The sequence below is a fragment of the Streptococcus sp. 2020WUSS084 genome (genome assembly GCF_044427445.1).
GTDB lineage: Bacteria > Bacillota > Bacilli > Lactobacillales > Streptococcaceae > Streptococcus > Streptococcus suis.
Map to the genome: position 1 here is coordinate 1 of NZ_JAOTGC010000006.1, position 25852 is coordinate 25852.

The following is a 25852-nucleotide window of genomic DNA, read 5'->3' on the forward strand; positions in this document are numbered from 1 at the left end:
TACATTTTCATGCCTTTCTAGTTGTTTTGTGGTTATTATAATTATAAAGCATGAAGTGGAAAACGAGCAACTCCTAATTGGAATTGCTCGTTTTTTATATGTGAGAAGCTAGTTTTTGCCCAGCCTCTTTTAGTGTGTTATCGGTCAGGCGTCAGAATCATTGGGATAATGATTGGTTCACGCTCTGTTTTTTCGTATAGGAATGGTCGTAGGGCGTTAACAATGGCGCCGTTGACTGTTTGGATATTTGCGTCTTTGTTGCGCATGGCGATGCGGATAGCGTTGAAAAGGACGCGTTGGCTTTCGCGAATGAGCTCGCCAGATTCTCTCATATAGATAAAACCGCGACTGAGGATGTCTGGCCCTGCTAATATCATCTTAGAATTAAAATCGACAGTGGCTACTGCAAGGACAACACCATCTTCTGAAAGATCGCGGCGGTCTTTTAGAACAGCTGCGCCGATTTCACCGATGCGGTTTCCATCAACATAGATGTCTTGGGCGTTGAATTGACCTGCGAGACGTGCAGAATCTTTTGTCAGAGCAAGGACATCTCCGTTTTCCATGATGAAGATATTATCTTTGGGAACGCCTGTATCAACAGCTAGGCTAGCATGGATTTTTTGCATGCGGTATTCACCATGGACAGGCATGAAGTATTTTGGCTTGATCAGGCGGAGCATGAGTTTTTGCTCTTGTTGACCACCGTGCCCAGAGGTATGGATGTTGTTGATCTTGCCGTGAATCACATCGACACCGGCTTCAATCAGGATATTGATGAGCTTGTTGACACCTGTGGTATTTCCCGGAATAGGACTGGACGAGAAGATAACCGTGTCGCCTGGCTGGAGTTGCACTTGACGGTGGGTACCGTGGGCGATGCGAGAGAGTGCTGCCATAGGCTCCCCTTGGCTCCCTGTACAGAGAATCATGATCTCGCTGGCAGGGTATTCTTTGATCTCGTTTGGCTCGATGAAGGTATCCTTAGGCACCTTGATGTAGCCGAGCTCGATACCGTTAACAATAGCCTTTTCCATGGAACGTCCAAAGACAGCAATCTTGCGTCCGGTCTTAACCGCTGCATCAGCCGCCTGTTGGAGACGGAAGATGTTGGAGGCAAAGGAAGCAAAGATAATGCGTCCGTGGATGCCTTCAATCAATTTCATAATGGACTGACCGACCACTTTTTCCGAGTTGGTAAAGGTTGGGACTTCAGCATTTGTCGAGTCGGAGAGGAGGCAGAGAACGCCTTCTTCACCGAGGGCAGCCATGCGGTGAAGGTCTGCTGGCTCGCCAACTGGAGTGAAATCGAACTTGAAGTCACCGGTACAGACGATTTTTCCTTGCGGGGTGTCAACGACAATACCAAGTGGCTCTGGAATGGAGTGGGTGGTACGGAAGAAGCTGACTTTGAGGTGTTTGAAGGTCAACTCTGTATTATGATTGATTTCATGCAAAGTCGCATCACGGAGCAGTCCGTGTTCTTCCAATTTGCCTCGAATGAGGGCGAGGGCTAAAGGTCCAGCATAGATTGGGACATTAGCTTGCTTGAGTAAGAAGGGAATGCCTCCGATGTGGTCTTCGTGCCCGTGGGTAATAACCAGACCTTTCACGCGGTCTAGGTTTTCAACGATGTAGGAGTAGTCTGGGATAACGTAGTCGATACCCAATAGGTCATCTTCTGGGAACTTGATACCGGCATCGACGATGAGAATTTCATCCTTGTACTCGATACCGTAGGTATTTTTCCCGATTTCTCCCAAACCACCGATGGCGAAAACGCCAACTTCATGAGGTTTTAGATTGACTGATGACATGGATTAAAACTCCGTAATTTTGAAATCTGCGTGCTCTTTCTCGTATTCAAGATGATTGTCTGATAAGAGGTCGATAAATTCGATGTTGTATTCAGGGCGGTTGGTTTCCACCAATTCACGCGCGATAATACGACCTTCCAATTCTGATGCAGCATCGATGTCTAGATAAAGAGCACGTGTTTGCTCGCGACGTGGGCTAATTTTTGATTCTTGATAGAATACTTTATAAATCATGTGTAGTATAGTTCCTTTCTTTTTGACTGGCAACTATGAAAAAAGCCCCAAACAGTTGGGGCTGTCTGGTAATGCCTATTCAATTTTCTCGAGTTGTCAATTTATTCAGTCTAAATGTACTCTTCATTATACCATAAAATATGCTGATGGTAAAAGGGTTAGATAAGAAAATGGAAAAGTGTCATGATTTTCAGAAACAAGCAGTGATTAAATGGATAAATGAGCGAGAAATGCAAATATATTTTTAGGTATTACAATAAATGAAAGCGGAATTTTCAAGGCATCAAAAGAGGGGATGAGTCAGAAAAGTGAGCTAGGATTCCGAGTGTGTTGGGATAGTTGAGATTGTGTAATGAACAATACAATTCAACTGTCAGATGGAGATATGAAATGCTGGGATGACAAATCGATTCTATCCGATAACCAACTTGAAATCACAACCGATTCTTTTCATTATTTGAAAAAATATCCAAGATAGCTTACAATAGAGAGTAGCATTGAAAAGTCTTTCAGTTTACTTTTAGTACTAGGTAACGAGCTGCGGGCTGTACTGGAGTACGGCAAAGCGAGTTCAAATAATGATGAAATTATTTGAAGTGGGAAATACGGAAACGAAGTTCCCTCATGCGTCGCAGTAATAAAAGCAAACCGAATGACGTAAAGAAAGAGAAACTTATGAAAATATTAGCCCTAGACAGTTCCAACCAGGCCTTATCGGTTGCCTTGGTGGAGGATGGTCGCTTGCAGGCGGAAACCCTGCTGGCTGTCAAGAAAAATCATAGTATCAGCCTCATGCCTGTGGTCGATTTTTTGGTAGCACAGGTGGGCTGGACGCCTAAAGACTTGGAGCGGATTGTGGTCGCTCAGGGGCCTGGCTCCTACACGGGTCTGCGGGTGGCGGTGGCGACTGCCAAGACCTTGGCCTACACCCTCAAGATCGACTTGGTGGGGCTATCCAGTCTTCAGTCCCTGGTTCCGCCTAGCCTGACGGGTCTGGTGGTCCCCCTCATCGATGCCCGCCGTAACCATGTCTATGCAGGTGTTTATGAAAATGGCAGAGCAGTCGAGGCAGACCGCTACTGGTCTTTTGAAGACTTACTTTCTAGCCTGTCTGGCAAGGAAAACATCACCTTTGTCGGAGAAGTGGAAAACTTTATCAATCAAATCGAGCAAGCTCTGCCAACTGCCCATTACCAAACTAGTCTGCCGTCTGCCTATCAGCTGGCGGTGATTGGTCAAGACTTGCCAGCAGTAGATGTCACCAGCTTTGAGCCCAACTATCTCAAGCGAGTAGAGGCAGAGGAGAACTGGCTCAAGGACAACCAAGCTGGTTCAGAAGGTTATATCAAGCGTGTATGATAGAGATTAAACACTACGACGGTCAGGAAAATCTGGCAGAGGCTGTTTTGGCAGTTATGCAGTCGGTTTATGAGCAGTCTCCATGGACCTTGGAGCAGATTGTGTCCAGTATGGCTAGTCAGGATGAGGATTATTATCTGGCCTATGAGGGTCAGGAGCTAGTCGGATTTTTGGCAGTGCAGACGGTGCTGGATGAGATGGAAATCTTGCAGATTGCTGTCAAGACTGATTTTCAGAGGTTGGGAATCGCCAGTCAGCTGATGGCTGCTGTGATGGACTGGGATGGAGACATCTTCCTCGAAGTGAGGGAGTCCAATAGTGCAGCTCAGGCCCTCTATACACGCCAGCATTTTACCAAAATAGGAAAACGAAAAGACTACTACCGTAATCCTGTCGAGGACGCGGTGCTAATGAAGAGAGAACGGAATGAAAGATAGATTGATTTTGGCGATTGAGACCTCCTGTGACGAGACCTCGGTGGCTGTTTTGCGAAATGATGCGGAGCTTTTGTCCAATGTCATTGCTAGCCAGATTGCCAGCCACCAGCGGTTTGGCGGGGTGGTGCCTGAAGTGGCCAGCCGTCACCATGTGGAAGTGATTACGGCTTGTATCGAGGAGGCTTTGTTGGAGGCAAATGTGACGGCAGAGGACCTGACGGCTGTGGCTGTGACCTATGGGCCTGGCTTGGTCGGTGCCTTGCTAGTTGGGATTTCGGCTGCCAAGGCATTTGCTTGGGCTAACGGTCTGCCACTCATTCCTGTCAATCATATGGCAGGGCATTTGATGGCGGCGCGTGCGGTCAAGGAGTTGGAGTTTCCGCTCTTGGCCCTCTTGGTCAGCGGTGGACACACGGAGTTGGTCTATGTGTCAGAGGCAGGTGACTACAAGATTGTCGGTGAAACGCGAGATGATGCGGTCGGAGAGGCCTATGATAAGGTGGGACGGGTCATGGGCCTGCCCTATCCAGCTGGTCGGGTGATTGACGAATTGGCACATGAGGGGCAGGACATTTATGATTTCCCTCGTGCTATGATTAAGGAGGATAATCTGGAGTTTTCTTTCTCTGGTTTGAAATCCGCCTTTATCAACCTCTACCACAATGCTCAGCAGAAAGGGGAAACCTTGTCCAACGCGGACCTGTCAGCTTCTTTCCAAGCCTGTGTTATGGACATCCTCATGGCTAAGACCAAGAAGGCCTTGGAGAAATACCCTGTCAAGACCTTGGTGGTAGCGGGCGGTGTGGCAGCTAATCAGGGCTTGCGAGAGCGGATGGCTGCTGAAATTACCGATGTGGAGGTTATCATTCCCCCGCTTCGCCTCTGCGGTGATAATGCGGGCATGGTTGCCTTGGCAGCTGTTAGTGAATATAACAAAGAAAATACTGCTGGCTGGGATTTAAATGCAAAGCCAAGTCTGGCTTTTGAGAATTTATAGAATAAAAACCTCTTACGATGAAAGATCTGTAAGAGGTTTATTTGTGGATTTTTCGCCAGCGATTTGGAGAAATTTGGTAATGTCTTTTAAAAGCAGTTGAAAAATTGAATTGGTTGGAGTAGCCGATTTCTTCAGCAATTTCCTGTAGTGTCTTAGTGGTGTTTTTTAAGAGTTCGCAGGCTTCACTGAGTCGGTATTGGATGATAAATTGTTGAGGTGAGATGTTCATTTGCTCCTTGAATAGCCGACTGAAGTAGTGGCGATTGAGGTTGCACACTTGTGCCAAATCATCAACGGATATAGCTTTCTCATAGTTTCGTTCTACGAAGTTGATGGCCTCTCGTATATAAAATTCCTTGTTTTCATCGTGTTTGCTACTTGTTTTGGTTAGCGAACAGTCAATGAGGCAGGAGATAAAGAGGTAAAGGTGTCCGAGAACTAGAGCACTTTTTTGATGATGGAGCGCGAGAATTTGTTTCATTTCATGGTAGACAGGGCTAGAGGTTGGCATTTCTCGTTGCGAAAAGATAGGTTGTTCTTTTGAGAGTCCTGCTTGTCTGAGAAAATGCTCGGTTTTCAGACCGTCAAACTCAAGCCAAATATAGGTCCAGGGGTCCTTTTCGTCTGCTTCGTAGCTACAGATAGCTTCTGGGGAGATAAGGAAGCCCTGTCCTGCGGTTAGGTGGTATTCACGTTGGTCGGAGGTATCGTAAAAAGTACCTGAACCAGAGATGATGTAGTGAAACAGGTAGTGTTGTTTCATAGTTGGGCCGAATGAGTGAAGTGGCTTACAGGCTTCCATGCCAAATTGGATGGGGTAAAAATCTACATAGGATCTGTTATTAAAGACGTAAAATTCAGGTTGTATTTTCATCGTATTCTCCATACCAAAAGTGTAAAGGCTTACAATTAGTATAGCATATTTATATGTAAATGTGACATTTTATTTGAAAAAATTAAAAAATATCCCAAAATCATATGGAATATGTCAAATATTCCTATTTGATTATAAAACGCTTACATGTTATAGTTATAGTAGAAATAACAAAGTTCGTCGACGTATTCGACAAAAGAAAAGGAGTATTATCATGAAGAAAATTGGTCGCTATGTTACCTTGCTTGCGGCTGCAGGCCTGCTGGCAGCGTGTTCTACTTCGACTGAGTCTAGCAAAACTACGGGAGGAAGTAGTTCAGGAAAGACAGAAATATCCTATGCTATTTGGGATTCTGGTCAAGAGCCTGGTTTGAGAAAGATTGCGGATGAGTTTGAGAAAAAGAATCCAGATATTAAAATCAATATTCAAGTATCGGACTGGGATTCCTACTGGACCATGTTAGAAGCTGGTGCGACAGGTGGTTCATTGCCTGATACCTTCTGGATGCATTCAAATGAGATTTATCGCTATGGTTCCAATGAAATGCTATTGCCATTGGATGAATACTTAGCCAAGAGTGAAGATGCCAAACTAGCTAATTTCCCAGATGGTTTGAATGAAATCTACAACATAAATGGTAAGCAGTACGCTATTCCAAAAGATTTCGATACAATCGGTCTTTGGTACAATAAGAAATTGTTTGACGAAGCAGGCATTCCATATCCAGATGATACTTGGGATTGGAATAAGTTGAAAGAAGTAGCGAAGAAATTGACCAAGCCAGATGGTAGTCAGTATGGTTTCGGTGCTGGTTTGAGTAACCAAGAGGGCTACTACAACTTTATCTATCAAAATGGTGGTAAGGTTATTACTGATGATTTGAAATCAGGCTATGCTGATCCTAAGACCATTGAGGCTTTGGATTACTACTTTAGCTTTGTCAAAGAAAAAATTTCACCGGCTATTACAGTAGATAAAGAGCGGGCCGAAGCATTCCAAAACGGTCAAGTGGCTATGAGCGTCTTCGGTTCTTGGAATTTATCTGGTTTCACTGCTAATGACTACATTCGTGAAAATGCTGATGTAGCTGTTTTGCCAAAAGGTCCAGATGGAACTCGTGCAACCATCTTTAATGGATTGGGTCATGCCATTGCTGCTACCACTAAACATCCAGATGCTGCTTGGAAATGGGTTGAATACCTCAGCTCAAAAGAGGCACAAGAAATGCAGGCAACACTTGGTGTGGCAATCTCGGCTTATAAAGGCGCGGCAGATACTTGGGTAGATTCAAACAAAAACTTTACTATCAAGAATTATGTTGACATGGTGGATTATGCACTGATTCGTCCATATTCACAAACAACCATCAAGTGGGAAGATAAGGCTTATGAGCTATTGAAACCTGCTTATCTTGGAGAAAAAGCAACTGAAGAAGCTGCCAAAGAAACAGCTGATATGATGAATGCTGAATTAGCAACTGAAAAATAGGTAGGAGGTCTTGGGAAGTTGATTCTTCCCCAGACCTTCTTATTAAAATGAAGAAGGATGGGGATAAGATGTTCCGAAAAAAAGGAAGTTTAAATGAGGCAATTTGGGGATGGGGAATGGTAGCACCGACCATTATTGGATTAATCGTGCTCAATATTATTCCTATTTTCCAAACCATGAAGATGAGTTTTCATAAGAGTGGAGATTTCGGCAAAGGTGACATCTTTGTCGGCTTGGCAAATTACCAACGCATGTTAGGGGATGCGCAAGTGTGGCAGGCGACATGGAATACCTTGAAATATACGATTCTAGTTGTTCCAGCTACCGTTGCCTTGGCCATGTTGCTTGCAGTTTTGCTTAATTCTAAGATTAAAGGTAAGCATATTTATCGAACCATTTTCTTCTTGCCTATGGTGGCAGCACCAGCCGCGGTGACCATGGTTTGGAAATGGCTCTACAATACGGACTTCGGCTTGATTAACTATATCTTGCGTCGTTTGGGACTGGGTGCTGTGAACTGGATTGAAGATCCAAAGATTGCTCTATACTCAATCGCTTTGATTGGAATTTGGAGTACGGTTGGTTATAGTATGATTTTAATTTTAGCTGGTTTGCAAGAAATTCCAACGGATTTTTATGAGGCAGCTCGCATTGATGGAGCTAGTCCGGCCAAGCAATTTTTCTCCATTACCCTGCCCTTGGTTTCACCAACCCTGTTCTTTGTTGTGGTAACCAGTGTCATTCAATCCATGCAAGTCTTTGATGTTATCTATATGATGGAGGATGTTCGTAGTCCTGCCTATGATAAGACAGTATCTCTGGTTTATCTGTTTTACAATAATTCCTTTAAATATTCGGATAAGGGCTATGGCTCCACCATCGTCATGTTGTTGTTATTAATTATTCTTGTCATTACTTTCGTTCAGATGAAGGTACAGAAAAAATGGGTGCATTACCGTTAAGGAGGTTCATGTGAAACAATCAGCTTTTAAATCAACAATCTGGATGCATGCCTTCTTGATTTTAGTGGCAATGGGCATGCTGATCCCATTTGTTTGGATGGTGTTGACGTCTTTTAAAACGGTAACCGAATCCACTCAGATGAATCCTTTCCACTTTTTACCAAGTAACTGGATGGTGAGCAATTATACGGAGGCTATTCGGACTAATAATTTTCCGATACTCTATCTGAACACCATTTTGATGATGTTATGGCGTATCTTTAGCTCGGTTATGTTTTCAGCTATGGCAGCTTATGCCTTTGCTCGACTGGAGTTTCCTGGGCGGAATTTCTTGTTTGGTCTGGTCCTCTTTCAAATGATGGTGCCACCTCAGTTATTCGTCATTCCTCAGTATTTGATGATTGACCAACTTGGTATGCGCAATACGATTTTTGCTCTGGTATTCCCAGGAATTGTCAGTGCCTTTGGGACATTCTTGCTCCGTCAATTTTTCATGGGTCTTCCAAAAGAATTGGAGGAATCTGCAAAATTGGATGGTTGTAATATTGGGCAGACCTTCTTTAAGGTCATGTTGCCTTTGGCCAAGTCTGGCTTGATTGCCTTAGCGATTTTTACGGCTTTGTTTGCTTTCAAGGATTTGCTGTGGCCATTGATTATCAACTCAGAAGCGGACAAGGCTACCCTGTCTAGCGCACTTTCTAAGATTCAGGGAGCTTACGCTGTTAACTATCCTCAGCTCATGGCTGCAAGTGTTTTGGCTATTTGGCCGATGTTGGTACTGTATGTGATATTCCAGAAGCAGTTCATCCAAGGGATTGCGACATCTGGTGGAAAATTATAGGAGGCTACAATGGGAATTATCTTTCATGAAAAGACAAAGGAATTCCATCTTTACAATGAGTTTATTAGCTATGTGTTGACGGTCTTGCCTAATGGTCATATTGGTAGTTTGTATTATGGAAAGCGTGTAACAGAAACAGCTTCCTATCAGTATGTGCGTGAAGATGAGTATCGTGCTTTGACTTCCTTTGTAGAAGACGATGACCGTTTCTTTTCGCTCCAATATGCCAATCCTGAATTTGCTTGTTATGGTACAACGGACTATTTTTCTCCGACTTTTGAGTTGGTGCAGAAGGACGGTAGTAGCCTGTCGCACTTTGTGTATCAAGGTCATGTGATTTATGCTGGGCGATCGGCTTTGAAGGGTCTTCCTCATCTCTATCTGGATGAGGAGGGACAGGCAGATAGTTTGGATATTTATTTGTTGGATGAAGAGTCGCAGACCCGCCTGGTCTTGTCTTATACGATTTTTCGAGATTATCCAGCGGTGACTCGCTCTGCTCGTTTTGAACAACTCGGAGAACAATCTGTCTGTTTGAACCGTGCCTTGAGTATGACACTTTGTCTGCCTGATATGGACTATGATTGGTTGCATTTGGATGGGGCTTGGGGGCGTGAGCGGCATCTGCAACTATCGCCTCTTCATCAAGGTTGTCAGTCTATTTACAGTCTCAAAGGGGCTAGTAGTGCGGAGCACAATCCCTTTATGGCTTTGAAACGCCCAACTGCAGATGAGCAACAGGGAGAGGTATTGGGCTTCTCGCTCGTCTATAGCGGAAACTTTTTGGCGCAGGTGGATGTGAGTTCTTTCCAAAAAACAAGAGTGAGTATGGGAATCCATCCTGAGCGTTTTTCTTGGACATTAGATAAGGGAGAAGAGTTCCAGACGCCTGAGGTTGTTATGGTTTATAGCGAGCATGGTTTGAATGGCATGAGCCAAACCTATCACCGCCTCTTCCAAAAACATCTGGTGCGTGGCTATTGGCGTGATAGAGAAAGGCCTGTTCTCTTGAACAACTGGGAAGCCATGAGTTTTGATTTTGATGAGGAAACAATTCTTTCCTTGGCTAAAGAGGCTGCAGGTCTTGGTGTTGAACTCTTTGTCATGGATGATGGTTGGTTTGGCAAGCGAAACCATGACCGAGCAGGCTTGGGAGATTGGACGGTCAACCGAGAGAAATTGCCAAGTGGCTTGACAGGGATTATTGACCAAGTTCATGCTATGGGAATGAAATTTGGACTTTGGATCGAACCTGAAATGGTCAATAGGGACAGCGATCTATACCGAGCGCATCCAGACTGGATTTTCCATCATCCTCAGCATAGTCAATCGCACGGACGCCACCAATATACTTTGGATTTGTCGAGGGAGGATGTTTATCAAAATATTCATGACCAACTCCATCGGCTGTTGGCTGAGCATGATATTGATTATATCAAGTGGGACATGAATCGCTATATGACAGAGGTCTTTACATGTACACGGGAGGCGGATCGACAAGGTGAGACCTTCCATCGCTATATTCTCAATCTCTACCGTTTATATGATAGCCTGATAGCAGCTTTTCCGACAGTCTTATTCGAATCTTGTTCAAGTGGTGGAGCTAGATTTGATCCAGGGATGCTCTACTATGCACCGCAAACCTGGGTCAGCGATGACACGGACGCCATGGAACGCTTGAAAATCCAATATGGAACGAGCATGGTCTATCCTTTGAATAGTATGGGTTGTCATGTGTCAGCTAGTCCAAATCAGCAGTTGGGGCGTGCTACTCCACTAAACACACGTGCCAATGTTGCATTCTTTGGAAGTTTTGGCTATGAATTGGATTTGTTTGAGTGTAGCCAAGAAGAGTTGGAAGAGATGAAAGAGCAGATTGCCTTTTACAAGACTCACCGTAAGATTTTCCAACAGGGTATTTTCACTCGTCTGAAAAGTCCATTCGATGGAGAAATAACGGCTTGGCAGGTCCAATCCTCGGATGGTCAGCAAGTCATCGTGGGTTATTACCGTCGGTTAACAACTGCCAATCTTGCCTATCAACGCTTGTACTTGCAGGGGTTGGAAGAGGAAGCGGTCTATCACCTTGATGGAGAAGTTTATACTGGTAGCCAATTAATGCATACAGGTTTGTCGATTCGACATGGGGACCATGTTGGAGACAATAAGGACTTTACTTCTTGTTTGATGGTCCTTCAGAAACAACAGTAGCCTCCCTATCCATAGGCCCAGCTATCGGCTGGGTCTATTTTATGCAGAAAGTACATCAATAAGGGCAAGACCTCTACTTATACTCTTCGAAAATCAAAATTATCCGTTGTCAACTTGCCTTGATGAACTCCAGTTCTATCTTCGGCTTCGTTTCCTAGGCTACTTTTGATTTTCATTGAGTATTAGATATAAGAATTCTTGAAAAACGGGTTGCAATGTGAGAAAATGAGAGAATAATTCTTCAATCAATTAGTGAGAGGAAGGGAGATAATGAATGAAGAAATATGCTTTTCGTGAAGGGATGCGCGATGCCATTCCCACTGTATTGGGCTATGCCAGTATTGGTCTAGCCTGCGGAGTCGTATCGGTTAATTCGGGCATTTCTACTGTGGAGATGGGGCTGATGAGCCTATTAATCTATGCCGGGAGTGCTCAATTTGTCATGTGTGCCATGATTTTTGCAGGTGCACCTTTGTTATCCATTGCAGTAACCGTTTTCTTTGTCAACCTGCGAAATTTTCTGATGTGCTTGCATGCGACAACTATTTTTCAAGGAAATCGTTTAGGGTCGAATATCTTGATAGGATCCTTTGTGACGGATGAATCCTATGCAGTTCTTTTGCGTAAGCAGATTGAGCATCATACCATTACTCCAGAATGGATGTACGGAAATAATTTTGCAAGCTACGCCTCTTGGGTTACATTCACGACTCTCGGCAATCTGATTGGTGGTCTCATTCCAAATCCTGAGCAGTTTGGATTGGACTTTGCCTTGGTTGCCATGTTTGTCGGTATTTTTGCAGGTCAGTTAGAGGCTATGGTTCGGACCATTCCGCTGAAAAAAATTGGCTTGATTCTGCTGGCAGTCGGTCTGGCCTATATCGGTCTGTCTATGATGGTGTCGTCCTATGTGGCGGTGCTCTTGTCGACACTCTTAGGTTGCTTTGTGGGGGTGATGATTGATGATAAAAACTAATATTTTACTGATTATTCTAATGGCGGCCCTAGTGACTTGGGTGCCACGTGTCCTACCTTTTGTCCTGACACAAAATAAATCTCTCCCTCCAAAGTTGGTGAAATTCCTCAGCTTTTTGCCAATCACTATCATTTTTGCATTGACCCTCTCCAGTATTATGGATGAGAAAGTTGGCTCCTTGCCAAGTTTTCTCCCTGTGGAAAGCTTAGCTATTCTTCCGACATTTTTTGTGGTTTTGAAAACAAAAAATATCCTTTTAGCAGTCTTGGTTGGCGTTGTTACAACCGCGTTATTACGTTTGATATTTTAGGAGGTTTTTATGGTAAAGGAAAATGCCAAAGGTGTCGGACTTTGTTTCTTTTTGGCTTTGGCGGGTCAGTGGTTAGGTCATTTATTTCCACTTGTGGGTGGGCCTGTTTTTGCTCTTCTAATCGGGATGAGCCTGTATCCCTATTTTTCAAGTAAAAATGCATTTCAGTCAGGCTTAACCTTTACTTCCAAGAAAATTTTACAGTATGCTGTGATTTGTTTGGGATTTGGATTAAACTTATCAGCGGTCTTGGCAGTGGGGCGTCAGTCTCTTCCAATTATTCTTTCAACCATCAGTTTCGCTTTGTTTTTGGCATTTTTGATGTGGAAATGGTTGCCGATTTCATCTCCTCTGGCGACCTTGATTGGCGTTGGTACCTCTATTTGTGGAGGGTCAGCCATTGCGGCGACAGCTCCCATTATTCAGGCAGATGATGAGGATGTGGCACAAGCTATCTCGGTCATCTTTCTTTTTAATGTCTTGGCAGCTTTGGTCTTTCCGACTTTAGCAACGTGGCTTGGGTTTTCGACAGATTCGGGTCAGGCCTTTGGGATGTTCGCCGGAACGGCGGTCAATGATACCTCCTCTGTGACAGCAGCAGCTTCGACCTGGGATAGCTTATATGGTCTAGGCAGTCAGACCTTAGATACAGCAGTGACGGTTAAGTTAACACGAACTTTAGCCATTATCCCGATTACAACAGTCTTAGCAATTTGGCAAACCCGAGGAAAGGGTCTCAAGGCAGATAAGAAGTCCCTCCTGACAGGTTTTCCGACCTTTATCTTGTATTTTATCTTAGCTAGTCTAATCACAACGATAGCGGGTGGATTTGGTATAGGGGCAGATTGGTTTGCTCCGCTGAAGTCCCTCTCTAAATTTTTCATTTGTATGGCTATGGTGGCGATTGGTTTGCGGACAAATGTGTTTGCCTTGGTGAAAAATGGCAAAGCGGCTCTCATGGTTGGTCTGGTTTGCTGGCTGGGAGTGACTGGGTTGACACTGGTCTGGCAAGCAATTTTGGAGATCTGGTAAGAGAAATGTGAGTGGGAAAGACATTATTTCCTATTTCAAACAATTTTTGAGAAGTAAATCGCAGTGCCACAGGGTTTTTGTCGCTCGGTTTTTGGTACCGTTGAACAACTCAAAACTAGTTATGGTTTGTTTAAAATGTAATTGAATTGCCTTTTTAAGTAGGCTGTTTACACGACATTTGTCTTCCTTTATATAAATATGATAGATTTTCAGTAAATTTTTCAAAAAAACTCAAAAATAACAGATTTTTTCTTGTATCTTTGAGGCATAAGGAGTATAATGGTGACGGTATTCAAGTAGAAATTTTATATACTCTGGATGAAAATATTCTGTCTACTTTAAAATAAATAATCTACTGGGTATCCTTCTGCTAAGTTTTTAAAGCAGGAGGTGTGTTTTTGTACATGGTGTTACAAGAACCAGAAATGATGGCATTCGCCAGTAAAATATAGGAGGATATCATGTCTTATAAAGATATGTTCAGAAAAGAACAACGTTTTTCTTTTCGCAAATTTAGCTTTGGTCTAGCTTCGGCAGTCATTGCAAACGTTATTTTGGGAGGAGCAATCGCAAACAGCCCAGTTGTTCATGCTAACACAGTGACAGAAGCAGAGGCAGCTGTAGCACCAGCTAACCAAGACCTTGGAAATGAGACTAAAACGGAAGAAGAACCCAAGGAACCAATCGAAGCAGTTCGAACGGACGTAGAAAACCGTGCAGCTGAAATCTTGCCGGAGGCGCTGAATGCTAGTGTAACAAACCAAGCCCCAGTTATTCCGACTATTGGGGATCTTCCTAAAGATGCGAGTGGTAAGTTGATAAATGGTAAAACAGGTGACAACAAGATTTATCATGTTGTGTATGTTTTTGGTAAGGTGACTGGGACCACGGAAACAGAAACGGGTAGCCAAAATGCCGCTCCAGTTATTAATATAGCTGACGCAAAACAAATGTTCCCAATCACAGATCCAAATAATGATAGCTTTACCGTTTCATACATTATCCCATCTAACATTCAAAGTTATACCTTGGAGAATCCAGATGCTATTGTTTATAATGGTCAGCAACCTGCAACATTAAATCATCTGGATGGTCCAAATGGAACGACATCTACACTTACTAAAGAAGGCTACATAACAGGTTCATTCCCTTGGGCAGCAGGTGACATGGCAGGTCGCCGTATTATAGCGACAGATACAGAAAATAATGCTACTTATAGTAATCCATTCTACCTAGTTGCATATACAGATAAATTAAAAGATAGTACACCTTTAACCGTAGCAAATGTTACTGATCTGACTGAAGCAGCTATTTTTGACAAATTGGTTATTGATAAATCTGTTAGTCACAATGCCAATAGTGACCTTGTGGTGGATCCTAGCAACTATAGCCGTGAAATTATTGGCTATCGATTAACAGGAGACACAATTGTCAAAAGCCTTTCAGCTACAACCCTAGATACCTTACCAGCAGGTGAAAATTACGAAGTTCGTGTTAAAACAACCAACAAGTACGGTCAAACAATCTATAACTGGGTACCGGTAAATGATACACGTACAGTAGCTGTCGAAAAACACGAAATATTTGTCTTTAACAATACTGCGATTGCAACTGTTGCAGATGGGACCTATGTTGCAGATAATGTAAATAAGGTGAAAATAGCTACTGTTAAAGACAAAGATGGTATCAAATCAGCAGTAACTAGCGGTGGAGATTCATTAGGTTATACGATTACTCCAGAAGTTAGTACGACAGCAGGTAATACAGATCTCTATGCGGTAGGAACACCTAAAAAAGGAATTGAAGGTTACTATTCACGTGCGATTACGGTGACAGATAATGCTGACAGAACGACAAACCTCTTCCAATTGATTGGTTCAGATGATCAACGTCAGTTGACCTTTATCCTTGATGCAGTTGCAAAAGGTAAGGTAGAAAAACAAGCAGGTCAAACGGTAACTAAGGACGAAATCCTTGAAAAGGTTGAAGTTAAAGTTGGGAACAGTACAACTTTCTATCCTAACCCAATGGATATCTATCGTATGGATTTGGCACCAGATCAAAAAGTTCCGACTGATCCAGGCGAATATGATGTAAAAGTTCGTGTTGTGACAGCATCAAATGTATACAAGGATGTTACAGTCAAGGTTATCATTCCTAAATATTCAGATGTTTTGACAGCTAAAGCTGACGAGAATACTAGCTTGGTGCCAGGAAGTGGTGCAGCAGCGACACAACCAATCACCTTCACAAAAGAGGAAGTGGTTGATGGTCAGAAGACAAACGTAGCGACGACAGCACCTGCAGGTACGGCTTATGCAGTGGAGCCAAAATTCTTATCTGAAAAACAAGCACTTGGTTATGAAATTTCAGTAAGTGAGACAGGTGAAGTTTCGGTTAAAGCACCGGCTAATCAAGAAGTTGATGTTACTGTTCCAGTAACTGTGACATATCCAGATAATTCTACGGATACAGTGGATGTGTCGTTCAAGGTTAATCAAGAAGATTTGGCTCAGTTGAAGGCTAAAAAGGCGATTGACGATAAGTTGGCTGAGGTAACCAAAGAGCTTGAAACAAAACGTGATGAAGCACTGGCTGAAATTGATAATGATCTTTCTTTGAGAGAAGAACAGAGAAAGGCTGCTAAGGATGCTATTACTGCCGTTGCTGGGGATGCTTTGAAAGACTTAGAAAACAAGGCGATAGAAGCTAAAGAAAAAATTGATAAAGCTACAACCGTTTCAAAAATCGATGAGGCTAAGGTTGATGGTGAATCTGCTCTGATTAATGCAGAAGATGCGGGTGAAAAAGCTATTAACCAGGCGAAGGAAAAAGTACTAGCAAAAGCAGAAGTTGAAAACAAAGCATTCGAGGCATTGGAAAAAGTTAACAATAATCCAAACTTGTTAGAAGAAGAGAAAAAAGCATACTTTGATGATATTAAAGAATCTAAAGAAGTTGCAGTTGAGAAAATCAATAATGCTAGAAATACTGATGAAATTACGGCAGCAATTGACGAAGCGGAAATTGCATACAATGAAGATGTTATTAACGCAGCCCAACTTGATGCTTTGAATAAGCTTGAAAAAGATAGCGAAGAAACTAAGGCAGCTATTGATGCTAATCCAAACTTAACTCCAGAAGAGAAAGCAAAAGCTATTGCTAAGGTAGATGAGCTTGTTAATAACGCCGAATCTGACATTTTGTCGCAACCTACCCCAGAAAAAGTTCAAGCAGTGGAGGATAAGGCTGACAAAGATCTTGCCAAAGTAGAACTTCAAGCAGCAGCAGACGATGCGAAGAAAGGCATTGAAGCCAATCCGAATCTGACTCCAGAAGAGAAAGATGTAGCTAAGAAGGCAGTAGAAGACGCGGTTAAGGTGGCGACAGACGCTATTGATAAGGCGTCAACTCCAGCCGAAGTTGACACAGCGACAAGCAATGGAGTGAAGGCTATTGATGCAGAAGAGTTTAAAGCTACTCAGAAAGATGCTAAGAACAAGATTGCCAAAGAAGCAGAATCAGCTAAGAAAGCGATTGACGACAATCAAAACTTGACTCCAGATGAGAAGGAATCAGCTAAGAATGCAGTGGAAGAGGCGGCTAAAGTAGCAACAGACGCAATTGATAAAGCGTCAACTCCAAATGCAGTTCAAGCAGAAGAGCACAAAGGTGTAGCAGCTATCAATTTGATTACTGCTAAGGCAGATGCTAAAGGTGCCGTTGCTGCTAAGTTGGCAGATGAAATCAAAAAGCTCAAAGATAAGCAAGCAGAAGCAGAAAAAGCCATCGATGCGTCAACTATGACTAATGAGGAGAAAGCAATCGCTAAGAAGGCTCTTCAAGATGTTGTAGATAAAGGAAAAGCAGATCTTAAAGATGCAGCTAGGGTAGCAACAAATAAGATTCATGAAGCTACTACTACAGAAAAAGCGAAAGCGGCGGAACTTGCTGGCGAAAAGAGCTTGACAGACACAGGTAAAGAAGCTAGAGATGCAGTTGAATTGGCTAAGGATAAAGAATTAGCTAAGGAAGCAATCCGAACAGAAAAAGAAGAAGCTACTAAAATAGTAGAGAAGCTTGCAGAAGATACGCTCAAAGCTATCAATGAAGATCCAAACTTGTCAGATGAAGCTAAGGAAGCTGAAATTAAAAAGCTAACTGACGCTGTGACAAAAACTTTAGAAACCATTCGTGACAATGCAGATAAGGCTACGCAAGAAGCAGAAAAAGCTCAAGCCCTAGCAGATCTTGAAAAAGCTAAAGAAACACAGAAAATTGCAGATAAGGCTGCGATTGATGAGTTGAATTTACTTGTGAAAGATGGTGAGCTTGAAGCTACTAAACGAGATGTTTTAAATCAGCTCGAGAAAGATGCAGCTAGAGCTAAAGAGGATATTGCAAAAAATCCAAACTTGACTAAAGAACAAGTAGACAAAGCACTTGAAGATGTTCAAAAAAATCTTGACAAGGCTAAAACTGCAATTAATGAAGCTACAACCCCAGACGCAGTTCAGACAGAAATGGATAAAGGTGTAGCTGCACTTGCTAAAGATGTTCTTGACGCAGCGAAACAAGATGCTAAGAACAAGATTGCTAAAGATGCAGTAGCCGCTAAAGAAGCTATTGACTCCAATCCGAACTTGTCAGATGAAGCTAAGGAAGCTGCTAAGAAAGCAGTAGATACAGATGCCCAAACTGCAACAGATGCTATTGATAAGGCGCTAAAACCAGACGCAGTTCAAGCCGAGGAAGATAAAGGCGTAGGCGCAATCGCCAAAGATGTTCTTGACGCAGCGAAACAAGATGCTAAGAACAAGATTGCTAAAGATGCAGCAGCCGCTAAAGAAGCTATTGACTCCAATCCGAACTTGTCAGATGAAGCTAAGGAAGCTGCTAAGAAAGCAGTAGATACAGCTGCCCAAACTGCAACAGATGCAATTGATAAGGCATCAACTCCAGATGCAGTTCAATCTGAGGAAGATAAAGGCGTGTCAGCCATCGCTACAGATGTTCTTGACGCAGCGAAACAAGATGCTAAGAACAAGATTGCTAAAGATGCAGCAGTTGCTAAAGAAGCTATTGACTCCAATCCGAACCTGACAGATGCAGAGAAGAAAACCTTCACCGATGCGGTAGATGCAGAAGTAGCTAAAGCTAACGACGCTATTTCAGCTGCAACCAGCCCAGCAGATGTTCAAAAAGAAGAGGATGCAGGTGTTGCAGCCATTGCTAAAGATGTTCTTGATGCAGCTAAACAAGATGCTAAGAACAAGATTGCTAAAGAATCCGACGCCGCTAAGTCAGCCATTGACGCTAATCCAAACTTGACAGACGCAGAGAAAGAATCAGCTAAGAAAGTGGTAGATGCTGATGCCCAAGCTGCGACAGATGCTATTGATAAGGCATCAACTCCAGACGCAGTTCAAGCCGAGGAAGATAAAGGCGTAGGTGCTATCGCCAAAGATGTTCTTGACGCAGCGAAACAAGACGCTAAGAACAAGATTGCTAAAGAAGTTGACGTTGCTAAGTCAGCTATTGACGCTAATCCAAACTTGACTCCACAAGAGAAGGAATCAGCTAAGAATGCAGTAGAAGAGGCAGCTAAGGTAGCAACAGACGCAATTGATAAAGCGTCAACTCCAGGGGCGGTTCAAGTAGAAGAGGACAAAGGTGTAGCAGCTATCAATTTGATTACTGCTAAGGCAGATGCTAAAGGTGCTATTGCTGCTAAGTTGGCAGATGAAATCAAAAAACTCAAAGATAAGCAAGCAGAAGCAGAAAAAGCCATTGATGCGTCAACTATGACTGATGCGGAGAAAGCAATTGCTAAGGAGGCTCTTCAAGATGCTGTAGATAAAGGAAAAGCAGCTCTTGAAGAAGCTGCTAGGGTAGCAACAAATGAGATTCATAAAGCTACTACTGCAGAAGATGCGAAAGCGGCGGAACTTGCTGGTGAAAAGAGCTTGACAGATACAGGTAAAGAAGCTAGAGATGCAGTTGAATTGGCTAAGGATAAAGAATTAGCTAAGGAAGCAATCCGAACGGAAGAAGAAGAAGCAACTAGAATAGTAGAGAAGCTTGCAGAAGATACGCTCAAAGCTATCAAGGAAGATCCAAACTTGTCAGATGAAGATAAGCAAGCCGAAATTAAAAAGCTAACTGACGTTGTGACAAAAACTTTAGAAACCATTCATGACAATGCAACTAAGGCTACACAAGAAGCAGAAAAAACACAAGCCCTAGCAGATCTTGAAAAAGCTAAAGAAACACAGAAAATTGCAGATAAGGCTGCGATTGATGGGTTGACTTCACTTGTGAAAGATGGTGAGCTTGAAGCCGCTAAACAAGATGCTAAGAACAAGATTGCTAAAGAAGTAGAATCCGCTAAGTCAGCCATCGATACTAATCCAAACTTGTCAGAAGCAGAGAAAGAATCAGCTAAGAAAGCAGTGGATACAGCTGCCCAAGTTGCGACAGATGCTATTGCTAAGGCATCAACTCCAGATGCAGTTCAAGCCGAGGAAGATAAAGGCGTAGGCGCAATCGCCAAAGATGTTCTTGACGCAGCGAAACAAGATGCTAAGAACAAGATTGCCAAAGAAGTTGATGCAGCTAAGTCAGCAATTGATGCCAATCCGAACTTATCGGATGCAGAGAAAGACGCAGCTAAGAAAGCGGTAGATACAGCTGCCCAAGCTGCGACAGACGCAATTGCTAAGGCATCAACTCCGGATGCAGTTCAAGCCGAGGAAGATAAAGGCGTCTCAGCTATTGCTACAGATGTTCTTGATGCAGCGAAACAAGCCGCTAAGAACAAGATTGCTAAAGAAGTTGACGCCGCTAAGTCAGCAATTGATGCCAATCCGAACTTATCAGATGCAGAGAAGGAAGCTTCTAAGAAAGCGGTAGATGCTGATGCTAAAGCTGCGACAGAAGCAATTGATGCTTCAACAAGTCCAGTCGAAGCGCAATCGGCAGAGGATAAAGGCGTAGGCGCTATCACCAAAGACGTTCTTGATGCAGCGAAACAAGATGCTAAGAACAAGATTGCCAAAGAAGTTGATGCAGCTAAAGAAGCAATTGATGCCAATCCGAACCTGACAGATGCAGAGAAGGAATCCGCTAAGAAAGCAGTGGATACAGCTGTCCAAGCTGCGACAGATGCTATTGCTAAGGCATCAACTCCAGATGCAGTTCAAGCCGAGGAAGATAAAGGCGTAGGCGCAATCGCCAAAGATGTTCTTGACGCAGCGAAACAAGATGCTAAGAACAAGATTGCCAAAGAAGTTGCTGCAGCTAAGTCAGCAATTGATGCCAATCCGAACCTGACAGATGCAGAGAAGGAATCAGCTAAGAAAGCGGTAGATGCAGATGCTCAAGCTGCGACAGAAGCAATTGATGCCTCAACAAGTCCATCCGACGCACAATCAGCCGAGGATAAAGGCGTCTCAGCCATCGCTAAGGATGTTCTTGACGCAGCGAAACAAGATGCTAAGAACAAGATTGGTAAAGAAGCAGAATCCGCTAAGTCAGTCATTGACTCCAATCCGAACTTGACAGACGCAGCTAAGGAAGCGGCTAAATCTGAAATTGATAAAGCTGTTGAGGAAGCGATTGTTTTAATCAATGGTGTTAGAACTCATCAAGAGTTGGAAAAAATCAAACTTCCAATGGCAGCTCTAATTAAACCAGCTGCGAAAGTAACACCAGTGGTTGATCCAAATAACTTGACTGAAAAAGAAATTGCTCGTATCAAGGCATTCCTTAAAGAGAACAATAACCTCCCAGAAGGAACAGAGATTAATGTTTCTAAGGATGCTTCAGTGACAATTAAATATCCAGATGGAACTATTGATTTGCTATCACCAGTAGAAGTTGTGAAGCAGGCAGATAAAACTGCTCCTACGGTCGCAAATGATGGCAAAGGTAATATTGTGATTGTACCGTCTGAAAAAGCTGTTGAGATTGTTGTTTCATACGTAGATAACAATGGTAAGCCGCAAACTGTAGTTGTTACGAAAGGTACGGATGGTTTATGGACAGCAAGTAATACAGTGGTGATTGTGGACCCTGTGACTGGGCAAGTAATCGTTCCAGGTTCTGTTATTAAGCCAGGTACAGTTGTTACAGCATACTCTAAAGACGAGGTTGGAAATAGTTCTGATTCAGCAGAAGCTGAAGTTGTGGCAGTAGACGAAAATAATTCTGCAGCAGGAGTGAAAGTTAAATCAGTTACTACAAATGCTAATAATGTTGAGAAGAAAGCTAAGCAATTACCGAATACTGGTGAGGAAGCAAGTTCAGCAACTTCACTCGGATTAGTAGCTCTTGGACTCGGATTAGCACTTCTTGCAGCAAAGAGAAGAAGAGACGAAGAAGCTTAAGATAAGCTCTTCCTCAGAACTCTTTTGGAAGCCGCAATTTTCCTAGAAGATAGTAGTATGATACTCTTTTATAGCAAGGAAATTCCTTCACTATGATTGGTAGGTATCAGTTATTATCTATCGAAACCCCAAAATCCAAAGTCATTCGACTTTGGATTTTTTTTTGATACGACATGCTCGTCATACCTAAAAAACAGCCTTCTCTTGCGAGAGGCTGTTTTTATGCTTTCAATCTAAAATTCTGCGGAGCTTTTTTCAATAAAATCCAGTAACCGATGCTAACATAGGCAATCATAGCCAGGGAAACCAGCAGGATATAGGTGTGGCTGCCTACATTGATTCGGGTGTTGAGATAGGCCACCCAGTAGAGAGCACCGCTGAGAAATTTATAGAGGGGATTGACCACATCCATGTCATTGGTAAAAGGCTGGAGGATATAGTAGATAAAGAGATCGTGGAAGGAAAAGAGGGCTGTCAAACTCAGCAGGAGCAGGGCAGTTAGTAGAATGGTTTCCAAACTAAAGGCAAACCGCCCCAGTACCATGATAGCCAAAAAGAGGCAGGTCGCAAAAATCAGATTGAGCTTGCAGGTCTGCAAAAATCGGTAGTTAAAACCAGCGATAATAGTCTTAGCTTCTCGATAGAAGGGATAGTGAAGCATGGAAATATCGCAGTTGACAAAGACCATTTGAGCGACCACCTTGCCCGACGAAGCTACATACATAATCATGAAGGAAAGCGGTAGGAATTGGAGCAAGTAGGCTTCCGTAAAGGTAAACGGATCTAAAAAGTAACGAATCCCCTCCAGGGCTGCCAGAATCACGACTACTGCCAAGACCCAGTTCTGCACCTTCTTATAGAGGACTTTTTTGTAGCGGTCAAATAGCAGAGCATTTAAGTAGGTCATGCCAGACAGGTGGGACAGGTCCTTTCCTGTTTTCGCATTGAGTTTTGCCTGCATCTGCAAACCCTGGCGAGTGTATTCATTTCCCTTGGTCATCTCAAAAAGTTTCTTATCCATTTGCAAGGACTCGTCCATACAGTAGGAAAGATAGTCTAGGTGGTTGGTTTGTTGCTTCAAATAACCATAGCTAAACCAAATCAGAAATGGTTGGACAAGCAGGATAGGGACTAGCATGCCTAAGGAGAGCTGATTACGGAAGACAATAGCCAAAACATATAAAACAAAAACAAACGCGATCCATAGCCAAGCATGCCACGAATTGCGACGGGAAAAGATACGACGTTCAAAGAGCAGACGATTGAGGGCATGGCCAGCTAGATGACCTGCCAGCACTGTCATCAAACCAATAGGAAAAACTAACCACTCCTTGGTTATCATGCAAAAAATGGTTAAGGCTGGCAGGTAGTAAATAGTGGTCAGGATAGGCTCGATAAAAAGTTGGCTTTGAAGAAAGCTGGATTGTGACAGGCTGAAATTCTGCATAAATTCTCGATCTGCTTTAGAGATAACAGGGTCTAAGCTCTTCCCCAAACGATAGCTTAGTCCGACAAACAAAAGCCAGAACATAAAGCCAAGGAGCCAAGTGTTTGGGAGAATTTTCCAAAAGGTCAGCTCCCCATTGACTAGCATATTCATCCAGAAAGAAGCGTGGTAGAAATGAAAGAGCAACCAGAAGCCCTTGACCAGAAAGCGACTGGGGATGGATAAGATGTGCAGGACCAAAAAGAGACTAGACTTAAAGCTGTAAGACTTGAAAATACTCTCTGGAATGCACTTTCCCATAAGCGGCAGTTTCCGAAGATAGTAGAAGAATCCATTGACTGACCGATGGAGGTTATATTTTTCCTGATACCAAGAATAACGTAATATTGTTTTCATAGGTTTCTCCTAATCTGCTGTCAGCAAGGCAACTACTTCCTGTTCGAAGTCAGGATCATGGAGCTTGTCACTCGGAACAGCCTGTAGTTCTTGGTGATGTAGTAAAACAATCTCGTCACAGAGGTCTTGAGCCAGTTGTAAGATATGGGTGGAAAAGATAATAACGGAATCCTTTTTAGCCTCCCGAATCAGCTGTTTGAACTCGTGGGCAGCCACAGGGTCAAAGGAAGTCAGCGGCTCATCTAAGAGAAGGACAGGTGGCTGGACAATCAGGGACAGGAGTAGCTGGACCTTGTTCTGCATACCGTGGGAAAAATCCTTGAGCAGACGGTGCTGGTCTTCTTCTCCAATACCGACCAAGTTCAGCCATTCTTCTGGACTGCGAGGAGATTTGAGTTTATCCTTGTGAATGTCCATATAGAAGCGGACAAACTCGTAGGCAGTCATAAAAGCAGGTAATTGTGGATAGGTCTGGGTAAAACCGATGTCTGTATTATCGTAGTCAAGAGTTTCTTCGCCTTTTACAAACTGAATCGAGCCACTATCCAAGGTCAGATTTCGGGCAATGCAGTTAAACAAGGTTGTCTTACCAGCCCCGTTCCGTCCTAGCAAGCCGTAAATCTTGCCTTGTTCAAATTGAAAACTGGCATCCTCCAGAATAATCTTGTGATCAAATTTTTTAGAAATAGAAGACAGTTTCAGTTGCATAGCCAATCTCCTTTTGTTATATTGTTATGGATTTATCATACAACAATAAACAAAAAAATTCAAGCAAATTTTTGCTTGAACTTGATGTAAAAACTAGTAATGCAAACTCCCCGCCACCCAGCCAGTTGCCAGACAGTAGGTGATGTTAAAGCCACCTGTGTGGGCATTGATGTCCAAGACTTCACCAGCAAAGTGGAGGCCAGGGACCTTTTTGCTTTCCAAGGTTTTGGGGTTGATTTCCTTGAGGTCAACGCCTCCCTTGGTCACAAAGGACTTGGCTAGGGACATCTTACCTGTAATCTTAATCGGTAAGGCTTTGAGGAGAGTGACCAGTTCAGTCAGGTCTTTTTGGGAGACCTGTTTGACCTTGCAGTCGTAGTTCTCCGCAAAAAAGTCGGCTAGGCGGTCTGGCATGAGTTCAGAAAGAGCATTCTTGACGGATTTTTCTCTGTTCTTTTCTAAATGCTCAAACAAGTCTTGGTCAGAATGGGTCGGCAGAGCATCGAGAAATGCGGTTTCGCCGCCTTTGACAAAACTAGACAGACGAAGGGCAGCGGGCCCCGACAGGCCAAAGTGGGTAAAGAGCAGGTCGTGGGTGATGACGTGCTTGCCGTAGGTCAGGGTGACGTCGTCCAGGGAAATGCCTTGAAGCTTCTTGTGGGGGAAGTCGGTCAGGACAGGGCTTTCTGCGGCTTCAATCTCCGTGACTTCCAGCTTGAAGTGGCGGGCAATGTCGTGTCCAAAACCGGTTGAGCCAGTGGAAGGATAGGTCTTGCCGCCAGTGGTGACAATGAGCTGGGGAGCTGTAAAGACTTCCTCGCTGGTCTTGACATGAAAGAGGTCATCAATCTTGTGGACGGACACGACTTCAGTTCCTGTGCGGATGTCCACGCCGTTTTCCAGCATCTTCATCTCCAGACATTTGATAATGGTCTGGGAGCGATCGGTGGTCGGAAAGACACGGCCGTGGTCTTCCACCTTGAGTTTGACTCCGTTTTCTTGAAAGAAATTCATGATGTCGTGGTTGTCAAACTGAGAAAAGACGCTGTAAAGAAAGCGGCCATTGCCGGGAATGCCAGCCAGCAGGTCTTCTAGTGTACCGTTGTTGGTCACATTGCAACGTCCGCCGCCTGTGCCAGACAGTTTCTTGCCCAAACGCTTGTTTTTTTCGAGGAGCAGGGTTTTCTTGCCGTAAAAGCTGGAAGAAATAGCGGCCATCATGCCAGCAGGTCCCGCTCCGATAATAATGGTATCTACTGTATTCATGCCTTTATTGTATCATATTTTCATCAAGAAAGTAGTTTGGGTCTTTGCTATGATTTGTGGAGTTTTTCCTTGAAATTGCGGAAGACCATTGACGGGATAGGGGAGTATA

General features: G+C 43.5%; 17 protein-coding genes. 11 read left to right on the forward strand and 6 right to left on the reverse strand.

Annotation, left to right across the window (positions count from 1 at the left end; genetic code table 11):
* Nucleotides 1–137: 137 nt before the first annotated feature.
* Together rnjA and ODU50_RS04725 are read right to left on the reverse strand one after the other, a co-directional pair.
* Entirely contained in the window at nt 138–1817 is a 1680-nt protein-coding gene (gene rnjA, locus ODU50_RS04720; RefSeq protein WP_002938522.1) for a ribonuclease J1, read from the reverse strand.
* Nucleotides 1818–1820: 3 nt separating this feature from the next.
* Nucleotides 1821–2051, reverse strand: coding sequence for a DNA-dependent RNA polymerase subunit epsilon (locus ODU50_RS04725; protein WP_002938523.1), 231 nt, complete (start codon nt 2049–2051; stop codon nt 1821–1823).
* Nucleotides 2052–2726: 675 nt separating this feature from the next.
* On the opposite strand from ODU50_RS04725, the gene tsaB reads away from it, so the two are divergent.
* From tsaB to tsaD, 3 genes are read left to right on the forward strand one after another with little or no spacing between them, the layout of a single operon-like run.
* A complete protein-coding gene (tsaB, locus tag ODU50_RS04730) occupies nt 2727–3410 on the forward strand; it encodes a tRNA (adenosine(37)-N6)-threonylcarbamoyltransferase complex dimerization subunit type 1 TsaB (protein WP_105148031.1) in 684 nt (227 codons plus the stop codon).
* Nucleotides 3407–3847 carry a ribosomal protein S18-alanine N-acetyltransferase gene (rimI, locus tag ODU50_RS04735; RefSeq protein WP_105148030.1) on the forward strand — a complete coding sequence of 147 codons (441 nt, stop codon included), beginning with the start codon at nt 3407–3409 and terminating at the stop codon, nt 3845–3847. The genes tsaB and rimI overlap by 4 nt, the downstream gene beginning before the upstream one ends.
* The gene (gene tsaD, locus ODU50_RS04740) at nt 3837–4844 is read left to right on the forward strand and encodes a tRNA (adenosine(37)-N6)-threonylcarbamoyltransferase complex transferase subunit TsaD (protein WP_105148029.1); all 1008 of its coding nucleotides are present in this window, start codon (nt 3837–3839) and stop codon (nt 4842–4844) included. The genes rimI and tsaD overlap by 11 nt, the downstream gene beginning before the upstream one ends.
* Nucleotides 4845–4881: 37 nt before the next feature.
* Here tsaD and ODU50_RS04745 read toward each other — a convergent pair whose 3' ends face one another.
* Nucleotides 4882–5718: an AraC family transcriptional regulator gene (locus ODU50_RS04745; protein ID WP_024382108.1), complete on the reverse strand. Its 837-nt coding sequence runs from the start codon at nt 5716–5718 to the stop codon at nt 4882–4884.
* A gap of 214 nt (nt 5719–5932) precedes the next feature.
* On the opposite strand from ODU50_RS04745, the gene ODU50_RS04750 reads away from it, so the two are divergent.
* From ODU50_RS04750 to ODU50_RS04785, 8 genes are all read left to right on the forward strand, one after another.
* Entirely contained in the window at nt 5933–7207 is a 1275-nt protein-coding gene (locus tag ODU50_RS04750) for a sugar ABC transporter substrate-binding protein (RefSeq protein ID WP_105148028.1), read from the forward strand.
* A gap of 68 nt (nt 7208–7275) precedes the next feature.
* A complete protein-coding gene (locus ODU50_RS04755; protein WP_002939305.1) occupies nt 7276–8169 on the forward strand; it encodes a carbohydrate ABC transporter permease in 894 nt (297 codons plus the stop codon).
* 10 nt (nt 8170–8179) lie between these two features.
* The gene (locus ODU50_RS04760; protein WP_011921761.1) at nt 8180–9010 is read left to right on the forward strand and encodes a carbohydrate ABC transporter permease; all 831 of its coding nucleotides are present in this window, start codon (nt 8180–8182) and stop codon (nt 9008–9010) included.
* 9 nt (nt 9011–9019) lie between these two features.
* Nucleotides 9020–11221, forward strand: a complete 2202-nt coding sequence (locus ODU50_RS04765; RefSeq protein WP_105148027.1) for an alpha-galactosidase — start codon at nt 9020–9022, stop codon at nt 11219–11221.
* Between the two features lie 274 nt (nt 11222–11495).
* Nucleotides 11496–12197: an AzlC family ABC transporter permease gene (locus ODU50_RS04770; protein WP_141604891.1), complete on the forward strand. Its 702-nt coding sequence runs from the start codon at nt 11496–11498 to the stop codon at nt 12195–12197.
* Nucleotides 12184–12507 carry an AzlD domain-containing protein gene (locus ODU50_RS04775; RefSeq protein WP_012774916.1) on the forward strand — a complete coding sequence of 108 codons (324 nt, stop codon included), beginning with the start codon at nt 12184–12186 and terminating at the stop codon, nt 12505–12507. The genes ODU50_RS04770 and ODU50_RS04775 overlap by 14 nt, the downstream gene beginning before the upstream one ends.
* A 9-nt stretch (nt 12508–12516) precedes the next feature.
* Complete coding sequence (locus ODU50_RS04780; RefSeq protein WP_398581337.1) at nt 12517–13539, forward strand: YeiH family protein; 1023 nt, start codon at nt 12517–12519, stop codon at nt 13537–13539.
* Nucleotides 13540–14000: 461 nt separating this feature from the next.
* Nucleotides 14001–21926, forward strand: coding sequence for a DUF1542 domain-containing protein (locus tag ODU50_RS04785; RefSeq protein WP_398581338.1), 7926 nt, complete (start codon nt 14001–14003; stop codon nt 21924–21926).
* A 220-nt stretch (nt 21927–22146) separates the two neighbouring features.
* Here the strand turns inward: ODU50_RS04785 and ODU50_RS04790 are convergent, their stop codons facing one another.
* From ODU50_RS04790 to ODU50_RS04800, 3 genes are all read right to left on the reverse strand, one after another.
* Nucleotides 22147–23769 (reverse strand): hypothetical protein, encoded by a 1623-nt coding sequence (locus ODU50_RS04790; protein WP_398581339.1) that lies wholly within the window; start codon nt 23767–23769, stop codon nt 22147–22149.
* A gap of 9 nt (nt 23770–23778) precedes the next feature.
* Nucleotides 23779–24477 (reverse strand): ATP-binding cassette domain-containing protein, encoded by a 699-nt coding sequence (locus ODU50_RS04795; protein ID WP_024384214.1) that lies wholly within the window; start codon nt 24475–24477, stop codon nt 23779–23781.
* A gap of 93 nt (nt 24478–24570) precedes the next feature.
* The gene (locus ODU50_RS04800; protein WP_203181237.1) at nt 24571–25743 is read right to left on the reverse strand and encodes an NAD(P)/FAD-dependent oxidoreductase; all 1173 of its coding nucleotides are present in this window, start codon (nt 25741–25743) and stop codon (nt 24571–24573) included.
* Nucleotides 25744–25852: the final 109 nt, after the last annotated feature.

Coding starts and splice junctions, on each gene's coding strand:
- rnjA (WP_002938522.1), bottom strand. CDS start 1,817: ATGTCATCAGTCAATCTAAAACCTCATGAAGTTGGCGTTTTCGCCATC.
- ODU50_RS04725 (WP_002938523.1), bottom strand. CDS start 2,051: ATGATTTATAAAGTATTCTATCAAGAATCAAAAATTAGCCCACGTCGC.
- tsaB (WP_105148031.1), top strand. CDS start 2,727: ATGAAAATATTAGCCCTAGACAGTTCCAACCAGGCCTTATCGGTTGCC.
- rimI (WP_105148030.1), top strand. CDS start 3,407: ATGATAGAGATTAAACACTACGACGGTCAGGAAAATCTGGCAGAGGCT.
- tsaD (WP_105148029.1), top strand. CDS start 3,837: ATGAAAGATAGATTGATTTTGGCGATTGAGACCTCCTGTGACGAGACC.
- ODU50_RS04745 (WP_024382108.1), bottom strand. CDS start 5,718: ATGAAAATACAACCTGAATTTTACGTCTTTAATAACAGATCCTATGTA.
- ODU50_RS04750 (WP_105148028.1), top strand. CDS start 5,933: ATGAAGAAAATTGGTCGCTATGTTACCTTGCTTGCGGCTGCAGGCCTG.
- ODU50_RS04755 (WP_002939305.1), top strand. CDS start 7,276: ATGTTCCGAAAAAAAGGAAGTTTAAATGAGGCAATTTGGGGATGGGGA.
- ODU50_RS04765 (WP_105148027.1), top strand. CDS start 9,020: ATGGGAATTATCTTTCATGAAAAGACAAAGGAATTCCATCTTTACAAT.
- ODU50_RS04770 (WP_141604891.1), top strand. CDS start 11,496: ATGAAGAAATATGCTTTTCGTGAAGGGATGCGCGATGCCATTCCCACT.
- ODU50_RS04775 (WP_012774916.1), top strand. CDS start 12,184: ATGATAAAAACTAATATTTTACTGATTATTCTAATGGCGGCCCTAGTG.
- ODU50_RS04780 (WP_398581337.1), top strand. CDS start 12,517: ATGGTAAAGGAAAATGCCAAAGGTGTCGGACTTTGTTTCTTTTTGGCT.
- ODU50_RS04785 (WP_398581338.1), top strand. CDS start 14,001: ATGTCTTATAAAGATATGTTCAGAAAAGAACAACGTTTTTCTTTTCGC.
- ODU50_RS04790 (WP_398581339.1), bottom strand. CDS start 23,769: ATGAAAACAATATTACGTTATTCTTGGTATCAGGAAAAATATAACCTC.
- ODU50_RS04795 (WP_024384214.1), bottom strand. CDS start 24,477: ATGCAACTGAAACTGTCTTCTATTTCTAAAAAATTTGATCACAAGATT.
- ODU50_RS04800 (WP_203181237.1), bottom strand. CDS start 25,743: ATGAATACAGTAGATACCATTATTATCGGAGCGGGACCTGCTGGCATG.